The organism is Leclercia sp. EC_58, from assembly GCF_019584355.1.
Lineage (GTDB): Bacteria > Pseudomonadota > Gammaproteobacteria > Enterobacterales > Enterobacteriaceae > Enterobacter.
In genome coordinates this window covers 2,898,319-2,915,175 of sequence record NZ_VDAM01000001.1, presented here as the reverse complement: position 1 = coordinate 2,915,175, position 16,857 = coordinate 2,898,319, and the positions used below count along the sequence as shown (strand labels likewise).

The 16,857-nt window shown below is 56.5% G+C and carries 14 protein-coding genes; 7 read left to right on the top strand and 7 right to left on the bottom strand.

Annotated features, from left to right (window positions below; translation table 11 throughout):
• Positions 1–88 precede the first annotated feature (88 nt).
• Positions 89–1,312 (bottom strand): peptidase T, encoded by a 1,224-nt coding sequence (gene pepT, locus FHC51_RS14245; protein WP_156238407.1) that lies wholly within the window; start codon positions 1,310–1,312, stop codon positions 89–91.
• 248 nt (positions 1,313–1,560) lie between these two features.
• On the opposite strand from pepT, the gene potA reads away from it, so the two are divergent.
• The 5 genes from potA to FHC51_RS14220 all read left to right on the top strand — a co-directional run bounded on the left by potA (position 1,561) and on the right by FHC51_RS14220 (position 6,437).
• On the top strand, positions 1,561–2,697 hold the full coding sequence (gene potA / locus FHC51_RS14240) for a spermidine/putrescine ABC transporter ATP-binding protein PotA (RefSeq protein WP_220435827.1): 1,137 nt from the start codon (positions 1,561–1,563) through the stop codon (positions 2,695–2,697).
• Entirely contained in the window at positions 2,681–3,538 is an 858-nt protein-coding gene (potB, locus tag FHC51_RS14235) for a spermidine/putrescine ABC transporter permease PotB (RefSeq protein ID WP_103823740.1), read from the top strand. Before potA ends, potB begins: the two co-directional genes overlap by 17 nt.
• Positions 3,535–4,323, top strand: a complete 789-nt coding sequence (gene potC / locus FHC51_RS14230) for a spermidine/putrescine ABC transporter permease PotC (RefSeq protein WP_103179124.1) — start codon at positions 3,535–3,537, stop codon at positions 4,321–4,323. Before potB ends, potC begins: the two co-directional genes overlap by 4 nt.
• Positions 4,323–5,369 (top strand): spermidine/putrescine ABC transporter substrate-binding protein PotD, encoded by a 1,047-nt coding sequence (gene potD, locus FHC51_RS14225; RefSeq protein ID WP_220435826.1) that lies wholly within the window; start codon positions 4,323–4,325, stop codon positions 5,367–5,369. The genes potC and potD overlap by 1 nt, the downstream gene beginning before the upstream one ends.
• A 189-nt stretch (positions 5,370–5,558) precedes the next feature.
• Positions 5,559–6,437, top strand: a complete 879-nt coding sequence (locus tag FHC51_RS14220) for a DUF6708 domain-containing protein (protein WP_220435825.1) — start codon at positions 5,559–5,561, stop codon at positions 6,435–6,437.
• Positions 6,438–6,524: 87 nt separating this feature from the next.
• Here FHC51_RS14220 and FHC51_RS14215 read toward each other — a convergent pair whose 3' ends face one another.
• The 6 genes from FHC51_RS14215 to lolC all read right to left on the bottom strand — a co-directional run bounded on the left by FHC51_RS14215 (position 6,525) and on the right by lolC (position 11,833).
• Complete coding sequence (locus FHC51_RS14215) at positions 6,525–6,830, bottom strand: hypothetical protein (protein ID WP_220435824.1); 306 nt, start codon at positions 6,828–6,830, stop codon at positions 6,525–6,527.
• A gap of 65 nt (positions 6,831–6,895) precedes the next feature.
• A complete protein-coding gene (gene cobB / locus FHC51_RS14210) occupies positions 6,896–7,717 on the bottom strand; it encodes a Sir2 family NAD+-dependent deacetylase (protein WP_220435823.1) in 822 nt (273 codons plus the stop codon).
• A 15-nt stretch (positions 7,718–7,732) separates the two neighbouring features.
• Complete coding sequence (nagK, locus tag FHC51_RS14205; RefSeq protein WP_220435822.1) at positions 7,733–8,644, bottom strand: N-acetylglucosamine kinase; 912 nt, start codon at positions 8,642–8,644, stop codon at positions 7,733–7,735.
• Positions 8,645–8,695: 51 nt separating this feature from the next.
• Entirely contained in the window at positions 8,696–9,940 is a 1,245-nt protein-coding gene (gene lolE / locus FHC51_RS14200; protein ID WP_114315332.1) for a lipoprotein-releasing ABC transporter permease subunit LolE, read from the bottom strand.
• Entirely contained in the window at positions 9,940–10,641 is a 702-nt protein-coding gene (gene lolD / locus FHC51_RS14195) for a lipoprotein-releasing ABC transporter ATP-binding protein LolD (RefSeq protein ID WP_114315333.1), read from the bottom strand. The genes lolE and lolD overlap by 1 nt, the downstream gene beginning before the upstream one ends.
• Positions 10,634–11,833, bottom strand: a complete 1,200-nt coding sequence (gene lolC, locus FHC51_RS14190; protein WP_220435821.1) for a lipoprotein-releasing ABC transporter permease subunit LolC — start codon at positions 11,831–11,833, stop codon at positions 10,634–10,636. Before lolC ends, lolD begins: the two co-directional genes overlap by 8 nt.
• 271 nt (positions 11,834–12,104) lie before the next feature.
• Between lolC and FHC51_RS14185 the strand changes: the two genes are divergently transcribed.
• Entirely contained in the window at positions 12,105–13,178 is a 1,074-nt protein-coding gene (locus FHC51_RS14185) for an acyltransferase family protein (protein WP_220435820.1), read from the top strand.
• A 119-nt stretch (positions 13,179–13,297) separates the two neighbouring features.
• Complete coding sequence (gene mfd, locus FHC51_RS14180) at positions 13,298–16,744, top strand: transcription-repair coupling factor (protein ID WP_220435819.1); 3,447 nt, start codon at positions 13,298–13,300, stop codon at positions 16,742–16,744.
• Positions 16,745–16,857 lie beyond the last annotated feature (113 nt).

The following is a 16,857-nucleotide window of genomic DNA, read 5'->3' as shown; positions in this document are numbered from 1 at the left end:
GAAATGCCGGGCGGCACGTTGTTTGCCCGGCCTACGCGTATACCGTAGGCCGGGTAAGGCGTAGCCGCCACCCGGCGTCAAACGGCGACTATTGTTTTGCGGTGAGCTCCGCAATCCGCACAATCACCTGCACCGCTTTTTCCATCCCCTCGAGGGTCACGAACTCATGCTTGCCGTGATAGTTATAGCCTCCGGTGAACAGATTGGGGCACGGCAGCCCCATAAAGGAGAGCTGCGCGCCATCTGTGCCGCCGCGGATCGGCTTGAGCTGCGGCTCGACGTCGCAGTCGCGCATCGCCTGCTGTGCCACCTCAAGGATGTAAGGATGCTCGATCACCTTTTCATGCATATTGTAATAGCTGTCTTCGATGACCAGCTCAATGTAGCAGTCCGGGTGGAGTCCTTTGCCCACCTTTTTCGCGATATCCATCATCTTGCGTTTGCGCGCTTCAAACCCTTCGCGGTTGAAATCACGGATGATGTAGTGCATATCCGCGCGGTCCACCGTCCCTTTGATGCTGGTGAGGTGGTAGAAGCCCTCATAGCCTTCGGTTTGTTCCGGGCTTTCATCTGCCGGGACTTCGGCATGAATGCGCGCCGCCAGCGATAGCGCGTTCACCATCACCCCTTTCGCGGTGCCTGGGTGGACGTTGTTGCCGACGATACGGATATTCACCGACGCCGCATTGAAGTTCTCGAACTCCAGCTCCCCCACGCCACCGCCGTCAACGGTGTAGGCCCAGCGGGCATCGAACGCCTCAACGTCAAAATGCTTCGCCCCTTTGCCCACCTCTTCATCGGGGGTAAAGGCCACGCGGATATCGCCGTGCGGCACGTTGTTGTTCTTCAGCACCGCCAGCGCGGTCATGATCTCGGCAACGCCCGCTTTGTCATCAGCCCCCAGCAGCGTTTTGCCGTCGGTGGTGATCAGCGTCTGGCCGAGCAGCTGGTGTAATACCGGGAACATCACCGGCGACAGCACTTCGTCACCGACGCCAAGGGCGATATCACCGCCCCGATAATTCTCAACAATCTGCGGATTGACGTTTTTACCGCTAAAATCCGGTGAGGTATCGACATGGGAAATAAAGCCAATGGCAGGAATATCACCGCTCACATTCGCAGGTAGCGTGCCCATTACCGTCCCTTTTTCACTTAAGGTCACGTTAACGAGCCCCAACTCCTCCAGCTGGTTTTTTAACAGCTGCAACAGCTTCCACTGCCCTTCGGTGCTTGGCACCTGGCGGACACCCGGCTTAGATTGGGTATCCAGCGATACGTACTGTAAAAAACGCTCAAGTAATTTATCCATGCAGTCACCCTCACTTTTCGTGACAACATTATCAGTAAGCAGCAAAACCCAAATATTGCGTCAGGTCACTTTTATCCCGTAAACGAGAATATTTCCGTTTCTCTCGTCGTTTGCTAATAAATGTAGCTTATCAATGGGTAACAAGGATTGGCGATTGCAGCGCTTTCCCGTAGAATGTCCGCCCTCATTACGTTTCACCAAGGTGGTTAACCACAAACCCCGCTGCGATAAGCATTTGCAGCGTCGATATGGGACTGAATCAAAAATTGAATACACAACCAGCTTCACTGTCACCGTTGGTGCAACTGGCCGGAATTCGTAAAAGCTTTGACGGAAAAACCGTCATTTCCGACCTCGATTTAACGATCAACAACGGCGAATTTCTTACACTACTTGGCCCTTCAGGCTGTGGTAAAACGACAGTGCTTCGCCTTATCGCCGGGCTGGATAACGTCGATCGCGGTCACATCCATCTGGACAGTCAGGACATTACCCAGGTGCCTGCTGAACACCGCCACGTCAATACCGTCTTTCAAAGTTACGCGCTTTTCCCGCACATGACGGTTTTTGAAAACGTCGCCTTTGGCCTGCGGATGCAAAAAACGCCCGCCAGCGAAATCACCCCGCGCGTCACCGAGGCTCTGCGTATGGTCCAGCTTGAAGCCTTCGCTCAGCGTAAACCACACCAGCTTTCGGGTGGACAGCAACAGCGTGTCGCCATCGCCCGCGCTGTGGTTAACAAACCGCGCCTGCTTCTGCTGGATGAGTCCCTTTCCGCGCTGGACTACAAGCTGCGCAAGCAGATGCAGAACGAATTAAAGGCGCTGCAGCGTAAGCTCGGGATCACCTTTGTCTTTGTCACCCACGATCAGGAAGAGGCTTTGACCATGTCCGATCGCATCGTGGTGATGCGCGACGGCAAAATCGAGCAGGACGGCACCCCACGTGAAATTTACGAGGAGCCGAAAAACCTGTTTGTCGCCAGCTTTATTGGCGAAATCAACATCTTCAGTGCTACCGTTATTGAACGACTCGACGACCAGCGGGTGCTGGCTAACGTCGAGGGCCGCGCCTGCAATATCTTCGTCAATTTTGCCGTTGAGCCGGGACAGCAGCTGAACGTCCTGCTGCGTCCGGAAGATCTGCGCGTTGATGAGATCCACGACGAAACCGAAGTCGAAGGGCTAATCGGCTATATCCGCGAGCGCAACTACAAAGGCATGACGCTTGAGTCGGTCGTTGAGCTGGAAAACGGCAAGATGGTGATGGTCAGCGAATTCTTTAACGAAGACGATCCCGATTTCGACCACTCGCTCAATCAAAAAATGGTCATTAACTGGGTAGAAAGCTGGGAGGTTGTGCTGGCTGATGAAGAACACAAGTAAATTCCAGAATGTGGTGATCGCCACTATCGTCGGTTGGCTTGTGTTATTTGTCTTTTTACCCAACCTGATGATCATCGCGACCAGCTTCCTGACCCGTGACGACGCCCATTTTGTCTCGCTGGTCTTTACGCTGGAAAATTACGCGCGCCTGCTGGACCCGCTCTATTTCCAGGTCCTGCTCCATTCGCTCAATATGGCGCTGATAGCCACCGTCGCCTGCCTGGTGCTGGGGTATCCCTTTGCCTGGTTCCTTGCGAAGCTGCCGACGAAAGTGCGACCGCTGCTGCTGTTCCTGCTGATTGTGCCCTTCTGGACCAACTCGCTGATCCGCATCTACGGCCTGAAGATCTTTCTCAGCACCAAAGGCTACCTGAACGAGTTTCTGCTGTGGCTGGGCATCATTGATACCCCGATCCGCATCATGTTCACTCCCGGCGCGGTGATTGTGGGGCTGGTCTACATCCTGCTGCCGTTTATGGTGATGCCGCTCTACTCCAGCATTGAGAAGCTGGACAAACCCCTGCTGGAGGCGGCAAGGGATCTGGGCGCCAGCAAAATCCAGACCTTTATCCGCATTATCATCCCCCTGACCATGCCGGGGATCATTGCCGGCTGCCTGCTGGTGATGCTGCCGGCGATGGGGCTGTTCTACGTCTCTGACCTGATGGGCGGGGCTAAAAACCTGCTGATCGGTAACGTCATCAAGAGCCAGTTCCTCAATATTCGCGACTGGCCGTTCGGTTCGGCCACCAGTATCACCCTGACCCTGGTGATGGGCCTGATGCTGCTGGTCTACTGGCGCGCGTCGCGGCTGCTTAACAGTAAAGGGGAACTTGAATGATCGGTCGACTGCTCCGCGGCGGTTTTATGACCGCGATTTATGCGTACCTCTACATTCCGATCATTATTCTGATCGTGAACTCCTTTAACAGCTCGCGCTTTGGCATTAACTGGCAGGGTTTTACCACCCAGTGGTACAGCCTGCTGGTAAATAACGACAGCCTGCTGCAGGCGGCGCAGCACTCCCTGACGATGGCGATCTTCTCGGCCACCCTCGCCACCCTGATTGGCTCCCTGACGGCAGTGGCGCTCTATCGCTACCGTTTTCGCGGTAAGCCTTTCGTCAGCGGCATGCTGTTTGTGGTGATGATGTCTCCGGACATCGTAATGGCTATCTCGCTGCTGGTGCTCTTTATGCTGCTGGGGGTGCAACTGGGCTTCTGGTCCCTGCTCTTCTCGCACATCACCTTCTGCCTGCCGTTTGTGGTGGTGACGGTCTACTCCCGTCTGAAAGGCTTTGACGTGCGGATGCTGGAGGCAGCGAAAGATCTGGGTGCCAGCGAGATGACCATTTTGCGCAAAATTATCCTGCCGCTGGCGATGCCCGCCGTGGCCGCGGGATGGCTGCTCAGCTTTACCCTGTCGATGGATGACGTGGTGGTTTCGTCATTCGTCACCGGGCCGAGCTATGAAATTCTGCCGTTGAAGATCTATTCGATGGTGAAAGTCGGCGTCTCACCGGAGGTGAACGCGCTGGCGACCATACTGTTGATGTTATCGCTGGTTCTGGTGATCGCCAGCCAGCTTATTGCTCGTGATAAAACAAAATCTCAGGGGACGTATTAATGAAAAAATGGTCACGCCACCTGCTCGCGGCAGGCGCTCTCGCAATGGGTATTAGCGCTGCGCACGCGGACGACAGTAAAACGCTCTATTTCTATAACTGGACCGAGTATGTGCCGCCAGGCCTGCTGGAGCAGTTCACTAAAGAGACCGGCATCAAGGTTATCTACTCGACCTACGAGTCGAATGAAACCATGTATGCCAAGCTCAAAACCTATAAAGATGGCGCCTACGACCTGGTGGTCCCGTCGACCTATTTCGTCGACAAGATGCGCAAAGAGGGCATGATCCAGAAGATCGACAAATCGAAGCTGAGCAATTTTTCAAACCTCGATCCGGAGATGCTCAACAAGCCGTTTGACCCGAATAACGATTACTCCATTCCGTACATCTGGGGCGCAACGGCAATCGGGATCAACAGTGAAGCGATGGATCCTAAATCGGTGACGAGCTGGGCCGACCTGTGGAAACCGGACTATAAAGGCGAATTGCTGCTGACCGACGACGCCCGCGAAGTGTTCCAGATTGCGCTGCGTAAGCTGGGTTACTCTGGCAACACCACCGATCCGAAAGAGATTGAAGCGGCTTACCACGAGCTGCAAAAACTGATGCCTAACGTGGCCGCCTTCAACTCCGATAACCCGGCGAACCCGTATATGGAAGGGGAAGTCAACGTGGGGATGTTGTGGAACGGGTCGGCCTACGTCGCGCGTCAGGCCGGTACGCCGCTGGAAGTGGTGTGGCCTGCAGAGGGCGGGATCTTCTGGATGGATAGCCTGGCTATCCCGGCCAATGCCAAAAACGTGGACGGTGCCCTGAAGCTAATTAACTTCCTGCTGCGCCCGGATGTGGCAAAACAGGTGGCAGAGACCATCGGCTACCCGACGCCAAACCTCGCCGCCCGCAAGCTGCTGAGCCCGACCGTTGCAAATGACAAGTCGCTCTACCCGGATGCGCAGACCATCAGTAAAGGCGAGTGGCAGAACGATGTGGGCGACGCCAGCCGCCTGTATGAAGAGTATTACCAGAAGTTGAAGGCGGGTCGTTAATGCAATACTATGCCGGGTTTCGACCCGGCATAACTCAATGGTACAAGGATAAGTACATATGAAGCTGAACAATAACGTTCTTTATTCTCTTTTTTCTGCATCGACATTATTTTTACTACCGTTAACAAGACATGGGCATTGAGTTTCCTGATTTAAAGGATTACAGGGAACATCATAAAAGGACTTATTATGTCAAAAAAAAGGCAGAGAAAAGCGCCGCCCCTATTCGGTGTAGTCGCCGTCAATGATATTTATTGCGATATTATAAGAAACGTCCCCAGAAGCGAATGGCTTGGCGTAACGATGCCGCTTCTGACATTAATCCCATTTCTGTTATCTATTTGTTTTATTGGCCCAATTATTGGGTATTCTCCCATATTTATTCTGGTTGAGATTATACTCATCCTGATGTTCTATAGCAGCATCCACGCATTGCGTGTCGTCATGACCCACCCTAAAACGTTACTCGTCAGGCTGAATCGCAAACGCCAACGCGTGTATGTTCAAACGTATCGTCCCACGCGTAATATCTTTGCGAAATGGCCTGTCGAAACGCTGATTTATGACTGGAAGGACATTGAAGCCCATTTTAGTAACGGTTCCGGAACCGCGGGTTCCCGGACATGGTATAAGTGGCAAGCCCCCTCAACCGACGGAAGAAAAAACTGGGTGATCATCAGCGATGATAACGCGCCTTTATTTTATCAAGTCTCTCGCTTCTCTACCGATATTGCAGATACTCTTTTGAGTTATGCTGAATCCTGGGCATGGTGCAGAAACTATATGAATGGCCTGATGACGCCCGTTAATTTAATATCGATAGAAAATAACTACTCTTTTAAATATTGCGTGACGAGATTGAGTAGCCGGACATTGTCGCGTGTCAATGAACAGGATAAATGGACAACCATTTTCCCCGTCAGGAATCCTTTTTTCTGGCTCATCTCTTTTATTATGGTGCCAACTATTTTACTGGACGCTCTGGCAATGAGGCGAATTATGCGCAGGCTGCCGGAGACGCCGTGGTCTGATGAGGCGCTGGTCGAATCAACAACAGATAAACAATAGATTAATTATTTATTTTACTGCGTAAGGTCTTGCGTTGTTGTCAGGGCCTTGCGGATATTCTGGTGTTAATTCGCGCCGCTCAACTATTTACTCCGATATTTTTTGCAACGCGTCATCAATTTTGCCAATCACATACATCAGCGGCTTCCACAGCACCACCAGCGTAATAATCGTGCCAAACAGTTGCACATCGCCATGCGCAAGTTGCCCGGTAAACAGCAGGTATACCAGGTTAAATATACACGAGCCGGCGGAGACAATGCCGAGGAACAAAAAGAGAATGAACAGAATATTTCTGCTGTCAGAAAGGCGAGGCAGGCAATACTGGCTCCACAGCCCTATCCCTACCGCCACAATAAAAATAATGGCCGATATAATTAGCGGGTTATCCATAACCTGTTCCTGTCTTTCCTTGAAAATTTGCGCGAAAAGCGTCTGCTCTTCGCGCAGTGAACCACTTACAATCCCTTAAGAAGCTTATCCACAAACTGCGGCACCACCTCGCTGGCAAGCCCGTAGGTTTTCTCTTCAAACTCGCTGCCCACCTGGCTCGGCTCAAGGTTCAGCTCCACCGTGTGCGCGCCGTGCAGCTTCGCTTCGTGAACAAATCCCGCCGCCGGATAGACATGCCCGGAGGTGCCAATGGCGATAAACAGATCCGCCATCGCCAGCGCGCTGTAGATCTCGTCCATTCCCAGCGGCATTTCGCCGAACCACACCACGTGCGGGCGCAGCGGCGACGGGAACTGACAGCAGTGGCATTTGTCATCGGAGGTCACATCGCCGGTCCAGTTAAAGACCTGGCCGCTGCTGGAGCAACGCACCTTCAGCAATTCACCGTGCATATGAAGCACGTTGCGGTTGCCCGCGCGCTCATGCAGGTTATCGATGTTCTGCGTCACCAGCAGGAAACGATCCCCCAACGCCTCTTCGAGTTTAGCCAGCGCCAGATGCGCCGCGTTAGGGGCGATCTCCGGCGACTGTAACTGACGGCGGCGGGCATTGTAGAATTCCTGCACCAGCTGCGGATTACGGGCAAAACCTTCCGGCGTCGCCACATCTTCAACCCGATGTTCTTCCCACAACCCGTCGGTCGCGCGAAACGTTCGAATGCCCGACTCTGCGGAGATCCCCGCCCCGGTCAGGACCAGTACTCTTGGTTTTTCCATCAATTCCGGCATTGCCACATCCTGGAAGAAAATTCGCTGGCGTAAGCGCTCACGCAAGCGACGTTTGTTTTTGCGAAAACGGCTGAGTCGAAGTGACCGTCGCGACAGCATAAAAACCTCGTATGGCTAACGGGTGAGATGGAGGAATGCGGCGCCGCGCATTCCTCCGGCATCGCCATGTCGTGCGCGCTCAATGCGCGGGACGCGGGCAACCGGCAACAAATGACGCGGCAAGCGACCGGACAACCGTTCGGCGATGGCCGTAAAGTTCGATAATCCTCCGCCGATCACCAGCAGGTCAGGATCGACAATGGTCAGGATATTCCCCAGACAGACCGCCAGCAGATCGAGATAGCGCTCAACGTGCTCTACAGCCTGTTCATCCCCCTGCTCCCAGAGGGCAATGATTTCCGGAGCCTGACGTTTTTGATGATAGAAGTGTTCATAAAGCCATGCAAATCCACGGCCGGAGAGGTAATTCTCAATGCAGCCGTGCTGGCCGCAACCGCAGCGGATGAGCGGGAAATCACGCCCCACGACTTCCAGCGCATCCACCGGCAGGCGAATATGACCAAATTCGCCGGTGATATAGCTGCGTCCGGTCACCGATTTGCCGTTCACCACAATCCCGCCGCCGACGCCGGTGCCGAGGATCAGCCCCATCACCAGTGAGTATTGCTGGAACTCATCGTCCCAGGCTTCGGAGAGGGCAAAGCAGTTGGCGTCGTTGTCGAGGCGCACGTCGCGCTCAAGGAGGCGGGTCAGATCGGCGCGCAGCGGCTTACCGCTGGCAGCAGGGACGTTGGCAGCGTACAGCGTACCGTCGTCGGTTTCCGGCATTCCCGGAATGCCAATGCCCACCGAGCCCTTCACGCCGAAGCGTTCATCGGCCTGGGCCACCAGCGCGGCAATGGCGGTTAAAAATTCATCGTAGCTTTCGTGGGGAGTGGGAACCCGGGTTTCCCACTGCACTTTCAGGTTGGTATCAAATACGCCCAGCGCAATTTTGGTGCCGCCAATATCAAATCCATAATACATAGTGCATTCCTCTTTTGACCCGGCGGCAACGCTCACCGGATCATGACGTAATTACTGGCCACTTAATACCCTCGCCGGATCAATTCGGCTTGCGCGACGCGCCGGATACCAGCTTGCCAGCAGACTCAGTAAAAGTGCTGTAACCAGCACATAAAAAACGTCCAGCCAGTGCAATTCAGATGGCAGGAAGTCAATAAAATAGATATCGCCCGACAGGAACTGATGCCCAATCAGGGCCTCAAGACCGTTGATGATCGGCGTCAGCTGCAATGAAACCACCACGCCGATGACCACACCGCACAGGCTGCCCAGCAGCCCCGCCAGCAAACCATACCAGACGAAGATGGCACGAATAAGACCATCTTTTGCGCCGAGGGTACGCAGCACCGCGATGTCGCCGCTCTTGTCTTTCACCGCCATCACCAGGGTAGAAACGATGTTAAAACAGGCCACGCCGATCACCAGCACCATCGCCAGATACATGATGGCGCGGATCATCTGGATATCACGATACATATACCCGTAAGTGCCGATCCAGCTCTTGATGTAAACATAGCTGTCGGTCACTTCCCCGGCGTCGCGCACCAGTTTGTTGGCGTTAAAGACGTCGTTGACCTTGATGGCGATCCCGGTGACGCTGCTGCCCATATCGAGATACTGGCGCGCATCTTCCAGCGGCACCATGGCAAAGCTGTGATCGAGCTGGCCGCTTAGCTGCAAAATACCGGTTACATGCAGACGTACACGCTTCGGCTGCTGCAGTTTATGATCGGCGCTGGCGTTCGGGATCATGATCGAGACCCAGTCGCCCTGCTTCACTTTCAGCGCGTCGGCCACGCCCTTACCGAGGATGATCTGCTGTTCGCCAGCCTTAAAGTTGGCCCAGGCCTCTTTCTGGATAAACTGCGGCAGCGCGCTGAGCTTCTCTTCCTGGCGCGGGTTCACCCCTTTCACCTGGATAGCGCGCAGGTTTGCGCCGCTCTCCACCAGCCCGGTGAAATTAATATACGGCGCAGCGGCAGCAATGCCCGGCACCTTTTCCACTTTATTCAGGGCGTCGTTCCAGTTATTCCACGGCTGGTTAACCGGCTCAATTTCGCCGTGCGGCACCACCGCCAGAATGCGGTTGTTTAGCTCGCGCTCGAAGCCGTTCATGGCGCTGAGGCCAACGATCAGTACCGCCACGCCCAGCGCGATACCGACGGTGGAGATGACCGAGATGAGCGACACCATGCCGCTGCGGCGGCGACCCCGGCTAAAACGCAGACCGATGAGTAACGATAACGGTGAAGCCATCAATCTGCCCCCATCAGGGTCAGTTCGGTATTCAGGCGACCGTCACGCATCTCCAGCTGGCGGGACATGCGTTTTGCCAGCTGCAGATCGTGGGTCACCACCAGGAAGGCGGTGCCCTGAGAAGCGTTGAGTTCGCCGAGGAGCTGGAAGATGCTGTCGGCGTTGCGGGCATCCAGGTTACCGGTCGGTTCATCCGCCAGCACCAGGCGCGGATTATTTACCAGGGCACGGGCAATCGCCACACGCTGGCGCTCGCCGCCGGAGAGCTCGGAAGGCCGATGATTGCCGCGGTGGCCCAGCCCGACCGCTTTCAGCATATCGCTGGCGCGGGCGTTGATTTCAGCCGGTTTCTTTTTGCCGATCAGCAGCGGCATCGCCACGTTTTCCAGCGCCGTAAAGTCCGGCAGCAGGTGGTGGAACTGATAGATAAAGCCCAGCTCGCGGTTACGCAGATCGGCTTTGGCGCTCGATGACATGGTACTCAGCGGCGTGCCGGAGAAGACCACATCGCCGGAGGTCGGCGTATCCAGCCCGCCAAGCAGGTGCAGCAGGGTACTTTTCCCGGAGCCGGAGGTGCCGACAATCGCCATCATCTCCCCTTCCCCGACGCTGAAGCTGACATTGTGCAGGACGTCCGTCTGCACCGTGCCTTCCTGATAGCGTTTGCACAGGTTGTCGCATTGCAACAGGATCTTATTCATAACGTAAAGCCTCAGCGGGTTGGGTGGCAGCAGCGCGCCATGAAGGATAAAGCGTAGAGAGTAAGGCAACGGCCATCGCAGCCAGCGCAATGCCCACTACCTGCAGCGGCTCAATGGCCACCGGCAGTGCCGCGCCGTCAAGCAACGCGCCGATAATCGGCATTAAATTATTGAGCTGGCTGGCCAGCAGCGTACCGAGCACGGCGCCGAGCAGCGCGCCGACAATCCCGGCGCTGGCGCCCTGCACCATAAAGACCGCCATGATCTGCCGCGGCGTCAGCCCCTGGGTTTGCAGGATCGCCACTTCGCCCTGCTTCTCTATCACCATCAGGCCCAGCGAGGTAATGATGTTAAAGGCGGCAACCGCCACAATCAGGCTCAGGAGCAGGCCCATCATGTTTTTTTCCATGCGCACGGCCTGGAACAGCTCGCCTTTGCGTTCGCGCCAGTCCTGCCATTTGGTGCCTTCCGGCAGGGTTTGCTGGCTTAACACATCGACCTTCAGCGGCTCGTTGAGCCACAGACGCCAGCCGGTGATGTTGCCGAGCGGGTAACGCATCAGGCGCGACGCGTCCTGGATATTGACCAGCATCTGATAGCCGTCCACTTCGCTGTTAGCGGCGAAGGTGCCGATCACATTAAACAGGCGCTGGCTCGGCAGACGCCCCATCGGGGTAAACTGGCTGGCAGACGGCACCATCACCCGCAACTGATCGCCGCGGTTGACGCCGAGCTGGCCGGCAAGCTGTTCGCCGAGAATGACGTTGTACTGGCCGGGAGCCAGATCGCTCTGTTTGACGTTAACCAGAAACGGCGTCAGGGGATCCTTTTGCGCCGGGTCGATGCCGAGCATCACCCCGACCGCCACGCTGCGGGCGCTCTGTAGCACCACGTCACCGGAGGTGATCGGCGCCACGTGGCTTACGCCCTGGAGCTTGACGGCGCTTTGTGGCAGCTGCTGCGGATTCACCGACCCGCTGCTGGATGAGAGGATGGCCTGCGGCATCAGCCCCAGAATGTTATTTTGCAGCTCGCGCTCAAAGCCGTTCATGACGGAGAGAACCGTCACCAGCGCCATCACGCCAAGCGTAATGCCAATGGTTGAAAGCCAGGAGACGAAGCGACCGAAGCGGTCCGCGGCGCGCCCACGCATATAACGTAAGCCTATGAATAGTGCGACAGGTTGGTACATGAAATCCGTCTGTTTGCTGATAGCAGACCCACGAGTATATAAGCGAATCCGCTAAGGGTAAATGACTGAAACCGTAAGCTTTGCTTATCATTTGTCTGAAAAAGCACGGTAAATCAGCGCAATATCCCCCTTTCGTAAGATGCCCTGTCCCGCGCAGGTGTTTGCAGCTTTTCTGAAAAGCATCCGGATACAGACTCTTACCCATTACATCCCGCCCGCCGCGCAACACACTTACCCGCTCGATTAAGGTAATAACAGGACCCGGAACGCGATGAAACAAAAAGCTCTATGGATTAACCAGATAAAAGGACTCTGCATCTGCCTGGTGGTGATTTACCACTCGGTGATCACCTTTTATCCCCATCTTGAGGCGCTGCATGCTCCCCTTTCGGTGCTGCTCGCCAAATGTTGGGTAACGTTCAATCTCTATCTTGCCCCCTTCCGCATGCCGGTGTTCTTCTTTATTTCAGGGTATCTGGTTCGGCGCTACATTGACGAGGTCGACTGGAAAACCTGCCTGGACAAACGGCTCTGGAGCATTATCTGGGTGCTGGCGCTGTGGGGAGTATTACAGTGGCAGGCGTTGACCCATCTCAATGCGTGGCTGGCACCGGAGCGGGATCTCAATACCGCCTCGAACGCCGCCTATGCCGACTCGCTGACCGGCTTTATCACCGGGATGCTCACTGCCAGCACCAGCCTCTGGTATCTCTACGCGCTGGTGGTCTATTTTACGCTCTGCAAGCTGCTGAGCCGCTGGAAGCTGCCGCTTATCGGGCTGCTGGCGCTCGCCAGCATCGCCATCAACTTTGTGCCGCTGCCGTGGTGGGGGATGAACAGCGTGGTGCGCAATATGATCTATTACAGTCTCGGCGCCTGGTACGGCGTGCAGCTGATGGCGTGGATGCAGGCCCGTGTGTGGCGCCGTGACGCGCTGGCGGTAGCGGCGTTCGGGGCGGTCTCCGTCGTGCTGTGGTTTGTCGGGGTTCCCCTGCCGCTGTCGCTGCTGTCGATCCTGCTGATTATGGCTCTGTTCTACCGCTTGGAGCAGCGTTTCGCCGTGGGACCTGACAATGTGCTGAACGTAGTCGGCTCCAATACCATTGCGATTTACACCACCCACCGCATTCTTATTGAAGGGGTCAGCCTGTTTATGATTCATCAGCTGAATGCTGGCGCGTGGCCGGTGTGGGCAGAGCTGACACTGGTGCTCTTCTACCCGTTTGCCAGCCTGCTTATCTGCACCCTGGTGGGGCTGGGGGCGCGTAACCTCTCCCGCGCGCTGGCCGGAGATATTTTCTTTACCCCACCTGCCCGGCTGACGCTGGTTCAGGCGACACGCTAGCGTCCCTTTGAGAGGCGGCTTTGCGCTGTGTGCGGTTACGGTTTGCTAATGTAAAACGATCAAGGATAATAAAGACATTGTGTATCAGTGATATGCCCATACGAGATCCTGACAAAGCCATGCCTGAACAAAATCGTTTTTCCCTGCCCGTCAAAGCGGGCGACCAACGCCAGTTAGGTGAACTGACCGGGGCAGCCTGCGCCACGCTGGTGGCGGAAATTGCAGAGCGTCATCAGGGCCCGGTGGTACTGGTCGCGCCGGACATGCAAAACGCCCTGCGTCTGCATGATGAGATCCGCCAGTTCACCGATCAGCTGGTCACCAGCCTTGCCGACTGGGAAACGCTTCCTTACGACAGCTTTTCCCCGCACCAGGAGATTATCTCCTCGCGCCTCTCCACGCTGTATCAGCTGCCCTCCATGCAGCGCGGCGTGCTGATTGTGCCGGTCAATACCCTGATGCAGCGCGTCTGCCCGCACAGCTATCTGCACGGTCACGCGCTGGTGATGAAAAAAGGCCAGCGCCTCTCAAGGGATGGCCTGCGCGTACAGCTCGACAGCGCGGGCTATCGCCATGTCGATCAGGTCATGGAGCACGGGGAGTACGCCACCCGCGGCGCGCTGCTCGACCTCTACCCTATGGGCAGTGAACAACCTTATCGTCTGGACTTTTTCGACGACGAAATCGACAGCCTGCGCCTGTTTGATGCCGATACCCAGCGCACGCTGGAGGAAGTGGAGGCCATCAACCTGCTGCCAGCCCACGAATTCCCGACCGACAAAACCGCCATTGAGCTCTTCCGCAGCCAGTGGCGCGATAAGTTTGACGTCAAGCGCGACGCCGAGCATATCTACCAGCAGGTGAGCAAAGGCACCCTGCCGTCAGGGATCGAATACTGGCAGCCGCTGTTCTTCAGCGAGCCGCTGCCAGCCCTGTTCAGCTATTTCCCGGCCAACACGCTGGTGCTTAACACCGGCGATCTGGAGACCAGCGCCAACCGTTTCGAGAGTGAAACCCGCGCCCGCTTTGAAAATCGGGGGGTTGATCCGATGCGCCCGCTGCTGGAGCCCGAGCTGCTGTGGCTGCGCACCGATGAGCTGTTCAGCGAGCTGAAACGCTGGCCGCGCATGCAGCTCAAAACCGACAGCCTGCCGGAGAAAGCTGCCAATACCAACCTGGCCTATCAGCCGCTGCCAGACCTCGCGGTGCAGGCGCAGAACAAATCGCCGCTGGATAACCTGCGTAAGTTCCTCGAATCCTTTACCGGCCCGGTGATCTTCTCTGTGGAAAGCGAAGGGCGCCGTGAGGCACTGGGCGAGCTGCTTGGCCGCATTAAGGTCGCGCCGAAGCGGATCCTGCGCCTGGACGAGGCCAGCGGCAACGGACGCTATCTGATGATCGGCGCCGCCGAACATGGGTTTATTGATACGCTCAATAATCTGGCGCTGATCTGCGAAAGCGATCTGCTGGGTGAGCGCGTGGCGCGCCGTCGTCAGGACAACCGCCGCACCATCAACCCGGACACGCTGATCCGCAACCTGGCGGAGCTGCATCCCGGCCAGCCGATTGTCCATCTGGAGCATGGCGTAGGCCGTTATGCGGGGATGACTACCCTGGAAGCGGGCGGCATCAAGGGTGAATACCTGATGCTGCTGTACGCCAACGACGCCAAACTTTATGTGCCGGTGTCGTCCCTGCATTTGATCAGTCGCTATGCGGGCGGTGCGGAAGAAAATGCCCCGCTGCACAAGCTCGGCGGCGATGCCTGGGCGCGGGCGCGGCAAAAAGCGGCGGAAAAAGTGCGCGACGTAGCCGCGGAGCTGCTGGATATCTATGCCCAGCGCGCGGCGAAGGCGGGCTACGCCTTCAAACATGATAAAGAGCAGTATCAGCTCTTCTGCGACAGCTTCCCGTTTGAAACCACCCCGGATCAGGCCCAGGCAATTAACGCCGTGCTGAGCGACATGTGTCAGCCGCTGGCGATGGATCGTCTGGTCTGCGGCGATGTGGGCTTCGGTAAAACCGAAGTGGCGATGCGCGCCACCTTCCTGGCGGTGGAGAACAACAAGCAGGTGGCGGTGCTGGTGCCTACCACCCTGCTGGCGCAGCAGCATTACGACAACTTCCGCGACCGCTTTGCTAACTGGCCGGTGCGCATCGAGATGATGTCGCGTTTTCGCAGCGCCAAAGAGCAGGCGCAGATCCTGGAGCAGGCAAGCGAGGGCAAGATCGATATTCTGATCGGCACCCATAAACTGCTGCAGAGCGACGTGAAGTGGAAAGATCTGGGGCTGCTGATTGTCGATGAGGAGCACCGCTTCGGCGTGCGCCACAAGGAGCGCATCAAAGCGATGCGCGCCGATGTCGATATTCTGACCCTCACCGCCACGCCGATCCCGCGCACGTTAAATATGGCGATGAGCGGCATGCGCGATCTGTCGATTATCGCCACGCCGCCTGCCCGCCGTCTGGCGGTGAAGACCTTTGTCCGCGAGTACGATAACCTGGTGGTGCGCGAGGCGATCCTGCGTGAAGTGCTGCGCGGCGGCCAGGTTTATTATCTCTATAACGATGTCGAGAATATCCAGAAAGCGGCCGACCGGCTGGCGGAGCTGGTGCCGGAAGCGCGGATCGCCATCGGCCACGGCCAGATGCGCGAGCGCGAGCTGGAACGGGTGATGAACGATTTCCATCACCAGCGCTTTAACGTGCTGGTCTGCACCACCATCATCGAAACCGGTATCGATATTCCTACCGCCAATACCATCATTATTGAGCGAGCGGATCACTTTGGCCTGGCCCAGCTCCACCAGCTGCGTGGCCGTGTCGGACGTTCGCACCATCAGGCCTATGCCTGGCTGATGACCCCACACCCGAAAGCGATGACCCCCGATGCGCAGAAGCGTCTCGAAGCCATCGCCTCGCTGGAAGATCTGGGCGCCGGTTTTGCGCTGGCCACCCACGACCTGGAGATCCGCGGCGCAGGCGAACTGCTTGGGGAAGATCAGAGCGGTTCGATGGAAACCATCGGTTTCTCGCTCTATATGGAGCTGCTGGAAAACGCCGTCGATGCCCTGAAAGCGGGGCGCGAGCCGTCGCTGGAAGATCTCACCAGCCAGCAAACGGAAGTGGAACTGCGGATGCCGTCCCTGCTGCCGGATGATTTTATCCCGGACGTTAACACCCGCCTGTCGTTCTACAAACGCATCGCCAGCGCCAAAGACGAAGCCAGACTGGAAGAGATAAAAGTGGAGCTGATCGACCGCTTTGGCCTGCTGCCGGATGCAGCGCGTAACCTGCTGGATATCGCCCGTTTACGCCAGCAGGCGCAGAAGCTCGGGATCCGCAAGCTGGAGGGGAATGAAAAAGGCGGCATGATTGAGTTTGCCGAGAAGAACCACGTCGATCCGATGTGGCTGATCGGCCTGCTGCAAAAACAGCCCCAGCACTTCCGGCTCGATGGGCCGACGCGCCTGAAATTCACCCAGGATCTGGCGGAGCGCAAAACCCGCATGGACTGGGTACGTAACTTTATGCGTCAGCTTGAAGAGAATGCCGTAGCCTGACCCTGTGCCGGGCTACCATCGGGTCGCCCGGCATGATTTTCCCTGCGCAATTTACAACTCTTTGCAATCCCCCTGGACTTCCCGACACACTCATTCGCCATAATTATCAATTA

Bases quoted from the DNA above. Each gene is read 5' to 3' on its own strand.
- pepT (WP_156238407.1), bottom strand. From the start codon at position 1,312: ATGGATAAATTACTTGAGCGTTTTTTACAGTACGTATCGCTGGATACC.
- potA (WP_220435827.1), top strand. From the start codon at position 1,561: ATGGGACTGAATCAAAAATTGAATACACAACCAGCTTCACTGTCACCG.
- potB (WP_103823740.1), top strand. From the start codon at position 2,681: ATGAAGAACACAAGTAAATTCCAGAATGTGGTGATCGCCACTATCGTC.
- potC (WP_103179124.1), top strand. From the start codon at position 3,535: ATGATCGGTCGACTGCTCCGCGGCGGTTTTATGACCGCGATTTATGCG.
- potD (WP_220435826.1), top strand. From the start codon at position 4,323: ATGAAAAAATGGTCACGCCACCTGCTCGCGGCAGGCGCTCTCGCAATG.
- FHC51_RS14220 (WP_220435825.1), top strand. From the start codon at position 5,559: ATGTCAAAAAAAAGGCAGAGAAAAGCGCCGCCCCTATTCGGTGTAGTC.
- FHC51_RS14215 (WP_220435824.1), bottom strand. From the start codon at position 6,830: ATGGATAACCCGCTAATTATATCGGCCATTATTTTTATTGTGGCGGTA.
- cobB (WP_220435823.1), bottom strand. From the start codon at position 7,717: ATGCTGTCGCGACGGTCACTTCGACTCAGCCGTTTTCGCAAAAACAAA.
- nagK (WP_220435822.1), bottom strand. From the start codon at position 8,644: ATGTATTATGGATTTGATATTGGCGGCACCAAAATTGCGCTGGGCGTA.
- lolE (WP_114315332.1), bottom strand. From the start codon at position 9,940: ATGGCTTCACCGTTATCGTTACTCATCGGTCTGCGTTTTAGCCGGGGT.
- lolD (WP_114315333.1), bottom strand. From the start codon at position 10,641: ATGAATAAGATCCTGTTGCAATGCGACAACCTGTGCAAACGCTATCAG.
- lolC (WP_220435821.1), bottom strand. From the start codon at position 11,833: ATGTACCAACCTGTCGCACTATTCATAGGCTTACGTTATATGCGTGGG.
- FHC51_RS14185 (WP_220435820.1), top strand. From the start codon at position 12,105: ATGAAACAAAAAGCTCTATGGATTAACCAGATAAAAGGACTCTGCATC.
- mfd (WP_220435819.1), top strand. From the start codon at position 13,298: ATGCCTGAACAAAATCGTTTTTCCCTGCCCGTCAAAGCGGGCGACCAA.